15 protein-coding genes are annotated in these 18,121 nt (G+C 46.6%); 10 read left to right on the forward strand and 5 right to left on the reverse strand.

What is annotated here, in order from left to right; translation table 11 throughout:
• The first annotated feature begins 207 nt into the window (after positions 1-207).
• The 6 genes from dnaA (at position 208) to J4N43_RS00030 (ending at position 8,029) form a co-directional block, all read left to right on the forward strand.
• On the forward strand, positions 208-1,614 hold the full coding sequence (gene dnaA, locus J4N43_RS00005) for a chromosomal replication initiator protein DnaA (RefSeq protein WP_005378835.1): 1,407 nt from the start codon (positions 208-210) through the stop codon (positions 1,612-1,614).
• A 63-nt stretch (positions 1,615-1,677) separates the two neighbouring features.
• Entirely contained in the window at positions 1,678-2,778 is a 1,101-nt protein-coding gene (dnaN, locus tag J4N43_RS00010) for a DNA polymerase III subunit beta (protein WP_005394106.1), read from the forward strand.
• A gap of 9 nt (positions 2,779-2,787) precedes the next feature.
• On the forward strand, positions 2,788-3,867 hold the full coding sequence (gene recF / locus J4N43_RS00015; RefSeq protein WP_005378839.1) for a DNA replication/repair protein RecF: 1,080 nt from the start codon (positions 2,788-2,790) through the stop codon (positions 3,865-3,867).
• A 13-nt stretch (positions 3,868-3,880) separates the two neighbouring features.
• Positions 3,881-6,298, forward strand: a complete 2,418-nt coding sequence (gene gyrB / locus J4N43_RS00020; RefSeq protein ID WP_005378841.1) for a DNA topoisomerase (ATP-hydrolyzing) subunit B — start codon at positions 3,881-3,883, stop codon at positions 6,296-6,298.
• Positions 6,299-6,641: 343 nt separating this feature from the next.
• The gene (locus J4N43_RS00025) at positions 6,642-7,058 is read left to right on the forward strand and encodes a GreA/GreB family elongation factor (RefSeq protein WP_025768940.1); all 417 of its coding nucleotides are present in this window, start codon (positions 6,642-6,644) and stop codon (positions 7,056-7,058) included.
• Positions 7,059-7,591: 533 nt separating this feature from the next.
• Positions 7,592-8,029, forward strand: a complete 438-nt coding sequence (locus J4N43_RS00030; protein WP_005378857.1) for an Hsp20 family protein — start codon at positions 7,592-7,594, stop codon at positions 8,027-8,029.
• 127 nt (positions 8,030-8,156) lie between these two features.
• Here the strand turns inward: J4N43_RS00030 and J4N43_RS00035 are convergent, their stop codons facing one another.
• From J4N43_RS00035 to glyQ, 4 genes are all read right to left on the reverse strand, one after another.
• Positions 8,157-9,410, reverse strand: a complete 1,254-nt coding sequence (locus J4N43_RS00035) for a valine--pyruvate transaminase (protein WP_025768941.1) — start codon at positions 9,408-9,410, stop codon at positions 8,157-8,159.
• A 229-nt stretch (positions 9,411-9,639) separates the two neighbouring features.
• Positions 9,640-11,724, reverse strand: coding sequence for an alpha-amylase (locus J4N43_RS00040; protein WP_062730797.1), 2,085 nt, complete (start codon positions 11,722-11,724; stop codon positions 9,640-9,642).
• Between the two features lie 217 nt (positions 11,725-11,941).
• Entirely contained in the window at positions 11,942-14,008 is a 2,067-nt protein-coding gene (glyS, locus tag J4N43_RS00045; protein ID WP_053350666.1) for a glycine--tRNA ligase subunit beta, read from the reverse strand.
• A 13-nt stretch (positions 14,009-14,021) separates the two neighbouring features.
• Positions 14,022-14,939, reverse strand: a complete 918-nt coding sequence (gene glyQ / locus J4N43_RS00050) for a glycine--tRNA ligase subunit alpha (RefSeq protein ID WP_005383818.1) — start codon at positions 14,937-14,939, stop codon at positions 14,022-14,024.
• Positions 14,940-15,423: 484 nt separating this feature from the next.
• Between glyQ and J4N43_RS00055 the strand changes: the two genes are divergently transcribed.
• On the forward strand, positions 15,424-15,978 hold the full coding sequence (locus J4N43_RS00055; RefSeq protein ID WP_005378877.1) for a TMEM165/GDT1 family protein: 555 nt from the start codon (positions 15,424-15,426) through the stop codon (positions 15,976-15,978).
• A gap of 160 nt (positions 15,979-16,138) precedes the next feature.
• Positions 16,139-16,399 carry a hypothetical protein gene (locus tag J4N43_RS00060; protein WP_005378878.1) on the forward strand — a complete coding sequence of 87 codons (261 nt, stop codon included), beginning with the start codon at positions 16,139-16,141 and terminating at the stop codon, positions 16,397-16,399.
• Between the two features lie 44 nt (positions 16,400-16,443).
• Here the strand turns inward: J4N43_RS00060 and tusA are convergent, their stop codons facing one another.
• On the reverse strand, positions 16,444-16,692 hold the full coding sequence (tusA, locus tag J4N43_RS00065) for a sulfurtransferase TusA (protein ID WP_005378879.1): 249 nt from the start codon (positions 16,690-16,692) through the stop codon (positions 16,444-16,446).
• 133 nt (positions 16,693-16,825) lie between these two features.
• On the opposite strand from tusA, the gene J4N43_RS00070 reads away from it, so the two are divergent.
• On the forward strand, positions 16,826-17,008 hold the full coding sequence (locus tag J4N43_RS00070) for a hypothetical protein (protein WP_005378880.1): 183 nt from the start codon (positions 16,826-16,828) through the stop codon (positions 17,006-17,008).
• A 168-nt stretch (positions 17,009-17,176) separates the two neighbouring features.
• Positions 17,177-18,121, forward strand: coding sequence for a LysR family transcriptional regulator (locus J4N43_RS00075; protein ID WP_017821924.1), 945 nt, complete (start codon positions 17,177-17,179; stop codon positions 18,119-18,121).

Consider the following 18,121-nt stretch of genomic DNA (forward strand, 5'->3'; position numbering starts at 1 on the left):
GCTCGATCTTGTGAACTTTGCCCAATTGTGGATCGTTGTGTGGGCAAATTTGGGGCAAGGTGTGTTGATCTCATCAAGTTTGCAGAAATAATTGTGAATAACTTGGATCTTATTCACTGGATCGTCGATCAATCGCTGGCGATCTTGGTTATCAACAGGTAAAATTGCCAGTCTTTTCCGATAATTCAATTACTCAGTGGGGGCACCGTGTCATCTTCGCTTTGGCTGCAATGTTTGCAGCAGCTTCAAGAAGAGCTACCAGCTACAGAATTCAGCATGTGGGTTCGTCCGCTACAAGCGGAGCTCAATGACAATACTCTCACTCTATTCGCGCCAAACCGCTTCGTGTTGGACTGGGTGCGTGATAAGTATCTGAACAATATTACTCGCTTACTGCAGGAATACTGCGGTGGCGATATTCCTAACTTACGTTTTGAAGTGGGGAGCCGACCTGTCTCTGCACCAAAACCAGCGCCGACACGTACGCCTGCAGATGTGGCTGCCGAGTCATCTGCACCTGCGCAATTACAGGCGCGTAAGCCAGTACACAAAACCTGGGATGACGACGCTCAAGCGATTGCGGCTATCAATCACCGCTCAAACATGAACCCAAAACACAAGTTCGATAACTTTGTTGAAGGTAAGTCGAACCAACTGGGTTTGGCTGCGGCGCGTCAGGTATCGGATAATCCTGGTGCAGCATACAACCCGCTGTTCCTATACGGCGGCACGGGCTTGGGTAAAACGCACTTGTTGCATGCGGTGGGCAACGCGATTGTGGATAACAACCCGAACGCAAAAGTGGTCTACATGCACTCAGAACGTTTTGTGCAAGACATGGTAAAAGCGCTGCAAAACAATGCGATTGAAGAATTCAAACGCTACTACCGCAGCGTGGATGCGCTCCTTATCGATGACATCCAATTCTTTGCTAATAAAGAACGTTCACAAGAAGAATTCTTCCATACCTTCAACGCACTATTGGAAGGTAATCAGCAGATCATTCTAACGTCTGACCGTTATCCTAAAGAAATTAATGGCGTTGAAGATCGTCTTAAATCTCGCTTTGGTTGGGGTCTTACTGTTGCGATCGAGCCGCCTGAGCTTGAAACGCGTGTGGCGATCTTGATGAAAAAAGCTGAAGATCACCAAATCCACCTTGCTGATGAAGTGGCATTCTTCATTGCCAAGCGTCTGCGTTCGAACGTTCGTGAGCTCGAAGGTGCACTGAACCGTGTTATTGCGAACGCGAACTTTACTGGCCGTCCAATTACGATTGATTTTGTTCGTGAAGCGCTGCGCGATCTGCTTGCTCTACAAGAGAAGCTGGTGACGATCGATAACATTCAAAAGACCGTGGCGGAATACTACAAGATTAAAGTAGCGGACTTGCTGTCTAAGCGTCGTTCTCGTTCTGTAGCGCGTCCTCGTCAGCTGGCTATGGCGTTAGCAAAAGAACTAACCAACCATAGCTTGCCTGAAATTGGCGATGCGTTTGGGGGCCGCGATCATACGACCGTACTTCATGCTTGTCGCAAGATTGAGCAGCTGCGTGAAGAGAGCCACGACATTAAAGAAGATTACTCTAACTTGATTCGCACCCTGTCTTCGTAATCGGTTAGAATAACGGTATTCTAAGCAAATCATTTATTGAGCTGACAGCGTAAAGAGCCAAGCATGAAATTTACCATTGAACGTAGTCATTTAATCAAACCGCTACAGCAGGTTTCGGGCGCTTTAGGTGGCCGACCAACTCTGCCAATCCTGGGTAACCTACTTCTTAAAGTAGAAGAGAACGTATTGTCGATGACGGCAACCGATCTTGAAGTAGAGTTAGTAAGCAAAGTGACGCTAGAAGGTGATTTTGAAGCGGGCAGCATTACCGTTCCTTCGCGTAAGTTTCTCGATATCTGCCGTGGTTTACCGGACGATGCGATCATCACATTTGTATTAGAAGGTGATCGCGTACAAGTTCGCTCTGGTCGCAGCCGTTTCTCGCTGGCAACGCTTCCTGCGAACGATTTCCCTAATATTGAAGACTGGCAAAGTGAAGTGGAAGTATCACTGAGCCAAGCTGATTTACGTACGCTGATCGACAAAACTCAGTTCTCGATGGCGAATCAAGACGTTCGTTACTACCTCAACGGCATGTTGTTTGAAATTGACGGCACCACGCTACGCAGCGTGGCGACGGACGGCCACCGTATGGCGGTATCGCAAACTCAGCTAGGTGCGGACTTTGCGCAGAAGCAAATCATCGTGCCACGCAAAGGTGTGCAAGAATTAGTAAAGTTGATGGATGCGCCAGAGCAGCCCGTAGTACTTCAGATCGGTAGCTCCAATGTTCGTGCTGAGGTGAATAACTTTACTTTTACCTCTAAGTTGGTTGATGGTCGTTTCCCTGACTACCGCCGTGTATTGCCTCAGAGCACCAATAAGACACTAATAGCAAGTTGTGACGAGTTGCGCCAAGCCTTCTCTCGTGCTGCGATTCTTTCCAACGAAAAATTCCGTGGCGTGCGAGTGAATCTGGCTGATACTGAAATGCGCATAACCGCGAATAACCCAGAACAAGAAGAAGCGGAAGAGATGCTTGATGTAACCTTTGAAGGTGACGCCATCGAAATCGGCTTTAACGTAAGCTATGTGCTTGATGTTCTGAACACGTTGCGTTGTGAAAATGTACGTGTGTCGATGTCGGATGCTAACGCTAGCGCGTTGATTGAAAATGCCGACGATGACAGTGCCATGTACGTGGTGATGCCAATTCGTCTATAAGCCAACTGAATGCCTCTTTCTCGTCTCATCATTCAGCAGTTTCGAAACATTAAAGCCTGTGATATTGAGTTATCAGCAGGCTTTAACTTTCTTATCGGGCCGAACGGCAGCGGTAAAACCAGTGTCTTAGAAGCGGTTTATCTGCTCGGGCATGGCCGCTCATTCAAGAGCTCTCTCACCGGACGAGTGATACAAAATGAGTGTGACGAACTGTTTGTTCATGGTCGTTTTTTGAACTCGGATCAATTTGAGCTACCTATCGGCATTAATAAGCAGCGTGATGGCTCAACAGAGGTTAAAATAGGCGGTCAATCTGGACAAAAATTAGCGCAGTTGGCACAAGTTCTGCCTCTGCAGTTGATACACCCAGAAGGGTTTGATTTACTGACAGATGGCCCTAAACATCGTCGTGCGTTTATTGATTGGGGCGTGTTTCATACCGAGCCCGCTTTTTATCAAGCATGGGGAAGGTTCAAGCGCCTGAACAAGCAGCGCAACGCGTTGTTGAAAACCGCCAATAGTTATCGTGAGCTCAGTTATTGGGATCAGGAAATGGCAGGGTTGGCTGAAAACATCAGCCAATGGCGAGCAAGTTACATCGAGCAGATGAAAACCGTCGCAGAAACTATCTGTCAGACATTTTTGCCAGAATTTGAGATCCAATTGAAGTATTATCGTGGCTGGGATAAAGACACTCCATACCACGAGATACTAGAAAAGAATTTTGAGCGTGATCAGGCATTGGGATACACCTTTAGTGGCCCAAACAAAGCTGATTTGCGCATTAAAGTGAACGGAACGCCCGTTGAAGATGTTCTGTCACGCGGTCAATTAAAACTCATGGTGTGTGCATTGCGTGTAGCGCAAGGGCAACACCTGACAGAGATGGCCGGTAAACAATGCATTTACCTAATTGATGACTTCGCGTCGGAATTAGATAGCCAACGTCGCAAGCGTCTTGCTGACTGCTTAAAAGAGACGGGCGCACAAGTATTTGTAAGCTCTATCACTGAAAGCCAAATCGCCGATATGTTGGACGATAACGGTAAATTGTTTCATGTGGAACATGGCAGGATAGAGTCAAACTAGAAGAGAGAAACTCATGTCTGAAAATTACGATTCATCGAGTATTAAGGTACTGAAGGGTCTGGATGCGGTACGTAAGCGTCCAGGAATGTACATCGGCGATACGGACGACGGCACCGGCCTTCACCACATGGTTTTCGAGGTGGTGGATAACTCAATTGATGAAGCGTTGGCAGGTCACTGTAAAGACATCGTTGTGACAATTCATGAGGATAACTCGGTTTCCGTTAGCGATGATGGTCGTGGCATTCCAACAGAAATCCACTCAGAGGAAAATGTCTCTGCAGCAGAAGTAATCATGACGGTTCTTCACGCGGGTGGTAAGTTCGACGATAACTCATACAAAGTATCGGGTGGTCTTCACGGGGTAGGTGTTTCAGTAGTAAACGCACTATCAGAGAAAGTTGAGCTAACGATTCATCGTGGTGGCCATATCCATACGCAAACCTACCGCCATGGTGAGCCTCAAGCGCCACTAGCCGTTGTGGGTGATACGGATAAAACCGGTACACAAATTCGTTTCTGGCCAAGTGCCGAAACGTTCTCTAACACTGAGTTCCACTATGACATTCTGGCGAAACGCCTGCGTGAACTGTCATTCCTGAACTCTGGTGTGTCGATCAAATTGGTTGATGAACGTGAAGCGGACAAACATGATCACTTCATGTATGAAGGTGGTATTCAAGCGTTCGTTGATCACCTAAACACCAACAAAACGCCAATCATCGAAAAAATCTTCCACTTTAACTCTGAGCGTGAAGACGGCATTTCAGTTGAAGTGGCGATGCAATGGAACGATGGTTTCCAAGAGAACATCTTCTGCTTTACCAACAATATCCCACAGCGTGATGGTGGTACTCACCTTGCTGGTTTCCGTGCTGCGCTAACACGTACATTGAACAGCTTTATGGATAAAGAAGGTTTCTCGAAGAAAGCGAAAACAGCGACTTCAGGCGACGATGCGCGTGAAGGTCTAACTGCGGTTGTTTCGGTGAAAGTGCCTGATCCTAAGTTCTCAAGCCAAACAAAAGACAAACTAGTTTCTTCTGAAGTGAAATCAGCTGTTGAGTCTGCAATGGGTGAAAAACTGTCTGAGTTCCTGATTGAGAACCCGACAGAAGCGAAGATGGTTTGTTCGAAAATCATCGATGCAGCACGTGCACGTGAAGCTGCGCGTAAAGCTCGTGAAATGACGCGCCGTAAAGGTGCACTAGACCTAGCTGGTCTTCCAGGTAAACTTGCAGACTGTCAGGAAAAAGATCCGGCACTCTCTGAACTATACATAGTGGAGGGTGATTCGGCAGGCGGCTCCGCAAAACAAGGCCGTAACCGTAAGAACCAAGCGATCCTACCGCTAAAAGGTAAGATTCTTAACGTAGAAAAAGCACGTTTCGACAAGATGCTATCTTCTCAAGAAGTAGCAACACTGATCACCGCACTAGGTTGTGGTATCGGTCGTGACGAGTACAACCCGGACAAGCTTCGTTACCACAACATCATCATCATGACCGATGCCGATGTCGATGGTTCGCACATCCGTACGCTACTGTTGACCTTCTTCTACCGTCAAATGCCAGAGCTTATCGAGCGTGGTTACGTGTACATCGCTCAGCCACCACTATACAAAGTGAAAAAAGGCAAACAAGAGCAGTACATCAAAGATGAAGAAGCGATGAACCAATACCAAGTATCATTAGCTCTGGATAATGCATCGCTACACGTAAACGCAGAAGCACCTGCACTGGCTGGTGAAGCACTAGAGAAGCTTGTTCAACAGTACAATGCGGGTATTAAACTGGCGGAACGTATGAGCCGTCGCTACCCAAGTGCTTTGGTAAACGAGTTGATTTACACTCCTCGCCTAACGCCAGAGCAATGCCATGACGCATCAGTTGTGGAAGCTTGGACGAAGCAGCTTATTGAACAGCTGAATGCGAAAGAAGTGGGTGCAAGCCAGTACAGCTACGAAGTTGAGCAGCACGAAGAGCTAGGCTTAAACTTGCCTAAGATTGTGGTTCGTACTCACGGCGTGACGCACGAACATGCAATTAGCATCGACTTCCTAAACTCGAAAGAGTACGGCAAGTTGGCTGATCTATCAGAAGCACTTGATGGACTTCTGGAAGAAGGCGCGTACATCAAACGTGGTGAGCGTACTATGCCAGTGGCAAACTTTGCAGAAGCGCTTGACTGGTTAGTGAAAGAGTCAATGCGTGGCTTAAGCCGTCAGCGCTACAAAGGTCTAGGTGAGATGAACCCAGACCAACTTTGGGAAACCACCATGGACCCAGAAACTCGTCGTATGATGCAGGTAACGATTGAAGATGCGGTAGGTGCAGATCAACTGTTCACTACGCTAATGGGTGACCAAGTAGAACCTCGTCGTAACTTCATCGAAGAGAACGCACTGAAAGTAGCGAACCTAGACGTATAACGACACTGTTCGTGATAGTAAAAAGCAGCGAGAAATCGCTGCTTTTTTTGTTGTACCACCAGCTAAAATCGCCACTTTCTGCTAAAGCGGATGTTTTTCTGGTACTAACTGCCAACAACCCGATCAAGCCTGCCATTTTATTTCTGTTTTCTTTTTTTCTCGCCATTTTGTTCGCTTGAGCGTTTTTGCTTTCTTTTTTCTGCTCGCTATAGTGCTGAAGAGCTGATGAATAAGGAGACTAAGAAAATGGTGATGACTTTCCTGAACTAAGCCGGAAGTGATGCACTTCCGGTTCAATGCACTGAATTTATTTGTAAGACAAGGCATTAAGAAGGAAATAATCATGTTTGAACGCTGGTTCTCAGCGTACTGCTTGGCGCTGCGAACTTGGTGGTTAACCAGTCGCTTTTTAACCTATCAATCACCACTAAGGTTGTTATCGCTATTTGAAACCTGCGAGCAACAAGCCCATTGCCGTAACCGAGCTCGTATTGCGGTTGGAGACACGGTTCGCTTAGTGGATGTTGAACGCGCCTATCAATATCGCATGACATTGGTCAGCTCGCGTAAGGGGCAACCCATGACAGGTATGCTCGCGGTCGATTCTTATTTGGGGTCTCGACTGTTAGGTCGAGCTAAAAATGATGCGCTCGAAGTGGAAATTTTTAATCAGCGACGCTGCTTTGTGATTACTGAAATTGTTCATCAATCGCAGCCACCAGCTCAGAAAATGCTGTGTGGTTGTCTGTTGTGCCAATAAATAGAGGTGAAGTCATGAGTAAGAAAGAAAAGAAACAACCGCAGTTGAGTCTAAAAGAAAAGCGCAAACTAAAGCAGGAAAAGGCGGCAGAAAAGGGCGTTGTAAAAGCGCGTAAATCCTCCCGCAAGTAAAGTGTAGATTGAGCCCTCCAGAACGGCGGGCTTTTTATCACTGATCGTGAAGTGATGAGGAACTAAGCTGTTCAAGGGGATAGTGGATGCTTTAAAAATTTTTTATTTTTTCCCTTGAAAGTCATTTTTGACGACCTTATATCTAGTTGTGAAGAGGGTGACTGGCTTGCTAGAGACTAGAAGACCAGCCCTCTGAAATCGCTAAAACGAGATCGCTCAGAAGAGGATATGGCGTTTTAGCACACAACTTAAACCTTTAGATTCAATATCATGTCTCCGAGCCAAACCAAGGCCAGTGGAATGATAAGAATCTCTTAGTTCGGCGTTGGTTTTTGCATAAACACGCCAGTAGGATGGAACTCATCTGAACTAAGACTATTGCTTAATTAAGAGGATAGATTTATGCGTAATGTAGATTTCTCACCACTATACCGTAATGCAATTGGCTTTGATCGTCTGCTAAACCTGATGGAAGCGAATACAGCGAAAAATACTTCTGGCGGTTACCCTCCATACAACATTGAGCAAAAAGACGAGCACAACTACCGTATTACTATGGCCGTTGCTGGCTTTGCTGAAGAACAGCTCGATCTGACTCAAAACGAAAACATGTTGATTGTGAAGGGCGAACGTAAAGCAGAAGAAGGCAAAAACTACGTTTACCAAGGTATTGCAGAACGTGATTTTGAACGTAAATTCCAGCTAGCGGATTACGTAAAAGTCGTGGGTGCATCAATGGAAAACGGTCTGCTTCATATCGATTTAGTTCGTGAAATCCCTGAAGCCATGCAACCACGTAAGATTGCTATCGGTGGCAACAACCTGATTGAGAACAACTAATCAGTTAACCACCCGGTTATAGAATGAGAAAGAGCGCCATATGGGCGCTCTTTTTAGTTTGGGTGCTTTCAAAACCGCTATTTCAAAGCCGTAATTTCAAAGAGAAGAACGGCTGAGTTCAATCCGTCTATTTACCTTCGCGGTAAGCCTTTTCCACTTCTTCAGCGATAATCGCAATGCCTTTTTGCATCATCTCATCATCTTGAACGTAGTTCATACGCAGGCATTGGTGCGCGTGATCCCACTCGTCTTGCTGACCAATAAAGAAATATTCACCAGGGACAATCAATACGCCACGCGCTTTCAAGCGTTGGTACAGTTCCATTGTTGTGATTGGCAGTTCATCAAACCATAACCACAAGAAGATAGCGCCTTCCGGCTTGTGGATGCGGAATCGCTCATCGGTAATTGCTTGTTGGAGCAGTTCAACCGCACGTTGTGATTTTTGCTTGTAGAACGGCTTAATCACCTCTGAACTCAGTTTAAGCAGATCGCCTTTGCCAATTATATGGTTTGCCAGCGCTGGACCAACACTGCCCGGCGCTAGGCTGATGATGCCGTTCATATTGGTTAACGCTTGAGTGATTTCTTCACTCGCAATCACAATGCCACAACGCACACCTGGCAAGCCAAGTTTAGATAGGCTCATGCATAGGATGGTGTTTTCATTCCAGAACGGTTCGACATCTTCAAAGATGATGTTCGGGAAAGGTAGACCGTAGGCGTTATCGATGATCAGCGGGATGTTGTTCTCACGTGCTAGCTTGTCCAGTTTACGTACTTCTTCGTCTGTCAGTACATTACCCGTTGGGTTGGTTGGACGAGACGCGCAGATTGCCGCAACAGAGTCGTCGACGGTTAGTTGCTCAAAATCGACGTGGTATTTAAACAGACCGTTATCTAACAGCTCGATTTCTGGGTGGTAAGAGATAAAGATATCTTCATCAATGCCTGCATCACCATAACCGATGTACTCAGGTGCGATAGGTAGTAGCACTTTCTTATGCGAACCATCTGGCTGTTTACCTGCCAACAAGTTGAACAAGTAGAAGAAGCCACTTTGGCTGCCGTTAGTTAGGCTGATGTTCTTTTCGGAAATATCCCAGCCGTAAGTTTCACGGAATAACTGAGCTAGCGCTTTGACGAACGCGTCTTTACCCTGCGGGCCATCGTAGTTGGCGAGGGCGGCGACGAGCTCCCCACTGGCGAGCATTTCCTCACTGGCTTGGTGAAAGTAATCGAGCATGGCAGGAATGGCGGCAGGATTACCTCCACCGAGCATGATGGCACCTGGTGTGCGCAGACCATCATTCAAATCGTCCATTAACTGCGTAATACCTGAATACTGATTAAATTTTTCACCAAACTTTGAGAACTGCATGCTGACTTATACCTAATTCATTGTGATTGCTTTGTGTATGTTTATGCCGATGTTTTATCGGCTTATCGAGTAATCCTTGACCTTACCTCAATGTGTAATTAACGCAAAGTGTGAATTAAGCCGAAAAAGAAAAAAGTGCGTCATCAGACCAGAGGAACGAGACAAAAGGGCAAAAAGAACAATAAAAAAGGGAAGCTTATGCTTCCCTTGCTGGTGGAGAGAGTGTGATTTACTCACCGGTGTAAACAATCAACACCTTGTCGTCTTGGTATTGGCGTTCAAACGCGTAGTAACCTTCTTGGTTGCGAGTGATGTGCTTACCTTGAGCAACTGCTGGGTGGCGTTTACGGAATTCACCCAACTTTTGCCAATGTTTCAGTAGATCTTCTCGCTCGCCATGAATCTTATCCCATGGCATATCTGAGCGTGTGCCTTGGTGGGCGTCTGAACCAGTAATGCCAAAATCACGAGCTATCTCATCACCGTAATAGATTTGTACTGCACCGGGAGCCAGCATCAGAGCATTCGCGGCACGTGCTTGGTCATCAAAGCTGCGATTGCGCGCTGACCAAAACAGCTGTGTATCGTGTGAAGATAGGTAGCTCAACACGTTGAACTCAGGATCGGTATTGATGCGTTCTGCATAGCGGCGGTAATCATTATCAAGTTGAGCGAAACACTTCAGCGCTTTTGGTGCTACGTCAGATTGGAACTCGAAGTTGATGATGGAATCGAAGCCGTTATCGAAATACGGGCTTTTCACCACGCTGTGTGCCCACACTTCACCCGTCATCCAGAAAGGTAAGTCATCCAAGGCTTTGTCCGGGTTGTTTTGCTTCCACTGGGCAAGCGCTTGGGTGGTGCTGGCTTTCAGCTCTGCCCACGCTTCCATTTCAACGTGTTTTGCAGTGTCGACACGGAAGCCGTCAATGCCGTAGTCACGTACCCAATCGGATAACCAGGTAATCAGGTGTTCACGTGGGGTTTGCAGCTCATCTTGCGCATTGGTGTCTTTATTGCGGAAGAAGTTTGGTAATCCGGTTTTCTGAGTCGATTCGGTTTTGAGATCCGGTAGGTAGTTCAAAGACATGGTGATGTCGTTGTAGCCCGGAGCATCGTAGTCGCCAATGTCGGTGCGAATCCAGTCTTTGCCCCACCATTTATCCCACGCTTCGCTATCACCGTATTTGATGTAGTCGTTGAAGCTGTGCCAGCTTTGTCCTGATTTTGGCTGCCAGTCGGTCCATTTTTCACCAAGGACTTGTTTGGCTTCTTGGTCATCAAGGTAAAGCTGACCAAAGCCGAATTCCTGCATGTCTGCTAATGTCGCATAACCTGTGTGGTTCATGACCACATCCCAAATCACGCGGATACCTTTCTTATGGGCAGTATCGACGAAGGTTCTGAGTTCATCTTCGGTACCCATGTTGGCATCAAGCTTGGTCCAATCTTGGTGATAGTAGCCGTGGTAGCCGTAGTGCTTAAAGTCGCCTTTATCGCCGCCGCCAACCCAGCCGTGGATTTGTTCCAGTGGTGAGGTTATCCAGATAGCATTGACACCAAGTGATTCGATGTAATCGAGTTTTTTCGTTAGACCCGATAAGTCACCACCGTGGAAGGTACCAATCTCATATTTTCCGTCTTTGCTGCGACCGTAGCTGTTGTCGTTGTCTGGGTTGCCATTGTAGAAGCGGTCGGTCATGACGAAGTACACCGTCGCATTGTCCCAACTGAACGGTTTGTCGGCTTGCTGTTCAACTTCTTCTAGCAGCAATAGACCTTGGCTCATAGGACCCGGTTGCATGGTGACGCTGCCATTGGCGACAGTGGTTTCTTGTCCGGTTAAGGCATCACGAACGACAGTGCCATCATTAAAGGTTTGGGCAACGTTGATGGTTTTTGGCGTGTCAGTTGCGACAGGGCAAGAGTAGGTGATGTCCTGACTCTGTTTTGGTTTGATTTTTACCGTCAGCTCATTGGTGGTTGGATTGAGCGTAAATTGATAGGTATTGGCTTTGAAGATGCGCAGCGGCATTTGTGCGTCAGTGGCGCAGTTATCCATTTTTAATGGACGATTGAATTTGATGCGATCTTCTTCTGCTAGGGCAAAGCTACTGCCACAGCTTTGCTTGCTGTCAGCAATGGTAAAGCTATAACTGCCTTTTTCGAGTTTTTGCTCGGCGACAAGTAAGCCCTGTGAGTTTTCCTCAAAAACAGCGGTGTCATCACCAACGCTTAATACGATGGCATTTTCTGGAATCTGGCTGCAGGCGCTCAGTAGACCGATAGAGAGTGCGAGAATTGTTTTTTTCATTGTGTCCTTCCCCCGAATAAACAGTTCAGTTATAGCAAAACTGTGCCTCTACAATCCGAGCTCTACACCAACAAGTTAAACGCGTCTCACCCTACAAATTTTAGTCTTGTTCACAAAATGAATAATAAGCATCACCTTCATCGGTTTGAAGGCAACAAAAAAGGGAAGCATCTGCTTCCCTTTTACTTATTTCTTAATCACTTCGAAGAGCAATTAATTACTTTTGAAGCAAAGAAATATCTGCGATCTGTAGGAACAGGTTACGCAGGTTGTTCAGAAGTGTCAGACGGTTCTTCTTAAGTGCTTCGTCGTCTGCCATTACCATTACGTTATCGAAGAACGCATCAACTGGTTCACGTAGGTCAGCTAGCTTGCTTAGGGCTTCTTGGTAGTTACCAGTAGCAAATGCTGGCTCTAGCGCTTCTGTCATTACTTCAACGCTTTCTGCTAGTGCTTTCTCTGCGTCTTCTTGTAGAAGTGCTAGGTCGATGTCTGCTGCTAGTTCGCCGTCGAATTTCGCTAGGATGTTACCTACACGTTTGTTCGCTGCTGCTAGAGACTCAGCTGCTTCTAGTTCACGGAAGTGAGAAACCGCTTTAACTCGTTGGTCGAAGTCTGCTGGTTTAGTCGGACGACGAGCTAGAACCGCTTGAATGATGTCTACGCTGAAGCCTTCGTCTTGGTACCAAGCACGGAAACGACCAAGCATGAACTCGATAACGTCTTGTGCAACGTTGTCGTTGGTTAGACGGTCGCCAAACAGTGACTTCGCTTTCGCTACTAGGTCAACAAGATCTAGGTTGTAGCCGTATTCAACGATGATACGTAGTACACCTAGCGATGCGCGGCGTAGTGCGAATGGATCGCTGCCTTTAGGTGCTTGACCAATACCGAAGATACCTACGATAGTGTCTAGCTTGTCTGCCATTGCAACTGCAGTTGAAACGCCGTTTGATGGCAGTTCATCACCTGCGAAACGAGGCATGTATTGCTCGTTCAGTGCTACCGCAACTTCTTCTGCTTCACCGTCGTGGCGAGCGTAGTGCATACCCATCACACCTTGAGTATCCGTGAATTCGAATACCATTGAGGTCATTAGGTCACATTTTGCTAGTAGACCAGCACGCTTTGACTTCTCAACGTCAGCACCGATTTGCTCAGCAATGTAGCCAGCAAGCTCTGTGATGCGGTCTGTTTTGTCTTTGATCGTACCCAGTTGCTTTTGGAAGATCGCTTGCTCTAGTTCAGGTAGACGGTCGATAAGCGGACGCTTACGGTCTGTGTTGAAGAAGAACTCTGCGTCAGCAAGACGAGGGCGAACTACTTTCTCGTTACCTTCGATTACGTAACGAGGCTCTTTTGATTCGATGTTCGATACGAAGATGAAGTTAGGTAGTAGCTTCTTGTTTTCGTCGTAAACAGGGAAGTATTTTTGGTCACCTTTCATGGTGTATACCAACGCTTCAGAAGGCACTTTTAGGAACTCTTCTTCAAACTTCGCTGTTAGTACCACTGGCCATTCAACCAGAGACGTTACTTCTTCTACTAGGTCATCTTCTAGGTCAGCGATACCGCCAACCGCTGCTGCCGCTTTTTGTGCGTCAGCTAGGATGATTGCTTTACGCGCTTCGTAATCTGCCATTACTTTACCGCGCTCTTCTAGAATCGCAGGGTATTGCTCAGCAGAATCGATAGTGAACTCTTGCTCACCCATGAAGCGGTGACCACGGATAGTGCGGTCTGAAGCGACACCAAGGATCTCGCCTTCGATTAGGTCGCTGCCCATTAGCATGGTTAGCGTCTTAACTGGACGGATGAACTGAGTTGTTTTGTTACCCCAGCGCATTGGTTTTGCGATAGGTAGGTTTGCTAGTGCTTTCGCTGCAAGTTCAACGACGATTTCAGACGTTGGCTGACCTTTCACTTCTTGTTTGAACAGTAGCCATTCACCTTTGTCTGTAACCATGCGCTCTGCTTGGTCAACCGTGATGCCACAACCGCGTGCCCAGCCTTGAGCCGCTTTTGTTGGGTTGCCTTCTGCGTCAAATGCTGCAGAAACCGCAGGACCACGCTTTTCAACAACTTTGTCAGACTGGCTGTCTGCTAGTGCTGCTACTTTTAGAGCAAGACGACGAGGTGCCGCGAACCATTTCACGCCCTCGTGAGCAAGCTCAGCGCCTTTTAGTTCTGCTTCGAAGTTTGCTGCGAATGCTTCAGCTAGTGTGCGAAGTTGCGTTGGTGGTAGCTCTTCTGTACCTAGCTCGATTAGAAATTCTTTTGCCATGTTACTCTACCCCTTACGCTTGTTCTTTCTTACACATTGGGAAGCCAAGAGCTTCACGCGATGCGTAGTATGCTTCTGCAACTGCTTTAGTCAGGTTGCGGATGCGTAGGATGTAACGTTGGCGTTCAGTTACTGAGATCGCTTTACGTGCGTCTAGTAGGTTGAATGCGTGACCGGCTTTTAGGATGCGCTCGTAAGCAGGTAGTGGCAGTGGCTTTTCAAGCTCAAGTAGCTCTTTACACTCTTTTTCACACTGTTCGAAGAAGCCAAATAGGAATTCAACGTCTGCGTGCTCGAAGTTGTAAGTTGATTGCTCTACTTCGTTTTGGTGGAAGATGTCACCGTAAGTCACTTTGCTGCCGTCTGGTGCGATGTTCCAAACTAGGTCGTAAACAGAGTCTACTTCTTGGATGTACATTGCTAGACGTTCGATACCGTAAGTGATCTCACCAGTTACTGGCTTACACTCAAGACCACCAACTTGCTGGAAGTAAGTAAACTGAGTCACTTCCATGCCGTTTAGCCAAACTTCCCAGCCCAGACCCCATGCGCCTAGTGTTGGGTTTTCCCAGTTGTCTTCTACGAAACGGATGTCGTGTACAAGAGGGTCAATACCAAGAACTTCAAGGGAGCCAAGGTACAACTCTTGAATATTGTCAGGCGATGGTTTTAGCGCTACTTGGAATTGGTAGTAGTGCTGAAGACGGTTAGGGTTTTCACCGTAACGGCCATCAGTAGGACGACGTGAAGGTTGTACGTAAGCTGTCGACATTGGCTCTGGGCCAAGCGCTCGTAGACAGGTCATTGGGTGAGAGGTACCCGCACCCACTTCCATATCTAGCGGTTGAACAATGGTACAACCATTTTGAGCCCAATAATCCTGCAGCGCGAGGATCATTCCCTGGAAGGTTTTGATATCGTATTTTTGCATAAGTCAGGTTCGCGCGATTCTCTTGTTACTCGTTAATTCGTCATCTATGCCGAGTTTTTCAACTCTAACAACGGCGATAAAGAGTAATTACGGTTGAATAAATTAACAATCTAGTATAACCAGATATTGAGCATGGGAGTAGAGCTAATCTTGATTAATTCGTGGGCGATTTTCTCCTTTAATGAATTTTTACCGCGTTATCTGCTGTATTTTTCCTAAAAGGGAGTTTTTGCCTGCTTTGGCTCTTGAGAAGCGCAACAAAGGTGGCTAGAATTGCGCCTGTCTTTGGGGAGTAGCTTACCTGATGAAGTTTCTGTTTCATCTGGTTCGTCCGTCAACATAATTGGTGCAAAATCACCATGGCGTTCGAGACTTGAAGCCTTTCAAGTTTAGCAAGACCTTAGACAAATCATCACGAACCGGGGTAGGGGCGTGAGGTTTGTCTTCGGTTAAAAATAATAATCCCTGCCCCAATGAGCATGTCGTGAGCGTTTTAGCTATTTCAATTACTACTGTAGCGTTAGCAGAAATTGGCGATAAGACCCAATTGCTATCTCTATTACTTGCAAGTCGTTACCGAAAACCAATCCCAATTATTGCAGCAATCTTTTTGGCAACTATTGCCAACCACGCTTTGGCTGCATGGTTAGGTGTGGTTGTCGCAGACTATCTATCACCTGAGATTTTAAAGTGGGTGCTGGTGGTCAGTTTTGTCGCGATGGCGGCTTGGGTTCTGATCCCGGACAAACTGGATGATGACGAGCAGATTTCTAATCGAGGCCCATTTATTGCCAGCTTTATCGCATTCTTCGTTGCGGAGATAGGCGATAAAACTCAGATCGCCACTTCCATCTTAGGGGCGCAATACGCGGATGCGTTAAGTTTGGTGATTATCGGTACCACAATCGGTATGCTGCTGGCGAATGTACCTGTGGTCCTGATTGGTAAATTGTCGGCCGACAAGATGCCTTTAGGGCTGATCCGTAAAATCACCGCATTTTTGTTTATTGCTCTGGCAATAGGGGCTGCACTGTTCTGATTTTTTGCACGTGAAATGATGTGAGTTATCAATCATTAGTGGCGTGCTGCGCGAGTTCAAACTCTGACTCAAAATCGTTCCGTTGCGTGACGGATGACATATAAGTGTCATACTTGTCATGGTAGTTTAATGGTGTGAATGATAGCGAGAGGGCAAGTTTATGCTTACACGTTACATGGGGATGTCCCCGAAGAGTCAGAGTTATTTATTCACTTTTGGTTTAGCGCTGTGTTTACTAGCGATGGTGCTAACTGATATGTGGTTACCGATTGTAGCAGGATCGTTCGTTCTTACTGGATTGACAGTAGAAGCGTGGATTCGTGTCGCTCACATCATTCCTATGCATGAAGAGATGCGGGCAATGAAGAAACAACTTAACAAGCTCCAATCAGAAGTTCGCACACTCGAATACGACGAATAAACAAACGGCAGCCAATATAGGCTGCCGTTTTTAGTTCGACCAGATTATTCCAATCCTTTCTTGATCAGGTACTGATACGGAACTTGCTCCGTTTGTGCCGCAACTAATTGATGGTCCATAAAGCGGCAGAAACTCGGAATGTCTCGAGTTGTGGATGGATCGTCTGCTTTGACCAGCAAAATCTCACCATCTTGCATGTTGCGAATTGTCTTCCTGACCATCATCACTGGCTCTGGGCAGCGCAGTCCTTCCGCCTCTAATGTCTTGTTTGCCAGTTCAGGATTAAAGCTCATAGTGTGATTCTCGTAACTAACTGAGCGTTGAATTTTACTTTCGTTGAAAAAATATTCAATAACCACTTGGCAAACCGAATTTTTTGTTTTACCTTAAATTAACAATTTGGTAACAACTGGCAAGGGAGAGGCAATGTTAACAGCGTTAGACAGACTTACGATTTACTCAGTGCTGTGTTTTATCTCGTTTTGTGCATTGGTACTCAGGACGCCAGCTGACACCTCTTTGACGCCTCTTGTAGGCATGGTTGCCACTATTATTGGGATTTGGATCGAGATGCGCAGATGGTCTGGCGCATCTGAGCAAGAAAATTAGCGCTTCTTGCTTGGATCAGAATGCTTTTAATAACGCTCACCTATTTTTTACCGACACTTCATTCCGACACTATCCCCATTTTTCTTGGGCTTCCCCGCTGAAAGGCGGGATTTTTTTTGCCTAAAGAGTACAATTTACCCAAACACATACAAAATAAGTGGCTAATTCGTGGAACTGGAAGATATCTATCGCCGAGATTTAAATTTACTGGTTGCGTTGCGAGTACTGATAGAAGAAAACAGTGTCAGTAAGGCGGCAACACGTCTGAACTTGAGTCAATCGGCAATGAGTCGTGTGCTTGGTCGTCTACGTGACTTGTTGGGAGACCCGCTGTTTACTCGTCAGGGACAGCATTTGATCCCAACTCAGAAAGCGTTAGAGATCGATCGCTCATTGGGCGAGCCATTAGAGTCTTTACGTCAGTTGTTATCTCCGGTTGAGTTTGACCCATTGCAATGCGTGCAGACTTTCAACATCGTGACCACCGACTATGCCATGCAAACGATCTTACCGTTCGCTTTGCCGAGAATTTACCAAGAAGCGCCAAACGTGTCTTTCAACTTCTTACCACTGCAACACGACCGTTTATCAGATCAGCTCACTTATGAAGGTGCAGACTTAGCGATTTGTCGCCCGACAGGCCCGGTGGAGCCTCTACGCAGTGAAGTGTTGGGGCGAGTGGGGGTGCTGTGTATGCTTTCAAAACAGCATCCATTAGCGAATAAAGAAATGAGCTTGGATGATTATCTGAGTCATCCACATGCCATGATCGCCATCAGTGATGGTGTTAAGGCACTGATCGAACAAGCTTTGATGGAGAAACCTAAGCGTAAAATGGTTCTGCGGGCTTATCATTTAGAAGCCGCATTGGCGATCATGGATACCTTGCCAATTATCATCACAGTACCAGCGGATTTGGCGTATCTGGTTGCCGAGCGTTATGACTTGGTGGTGAAACCATTACCATTCCAATTCACGCCGTTTGAATACTCGATGATTTGGCATGCGCGTTGCGAACATTCTCCCGCTCAAGAATGGTTAAGAACGATTGTGCGTGAAGAGTGTAGCCGTCTGATAGCTAAACGTATCGAAGATATGGGACTGAACTGCTAA

The sequence above is a fragment of the Vibrio sp. SCSIO 43009 genome, from assembly GCF_023716525.1.
GTDB classification, from domain to species: domain Bacteria; phylum Pseudomonadota; class Gammaproteobacteria; order Enterobacterales; family Vibrionaceae; genus Vibrio; species Vibrio alginolyticus.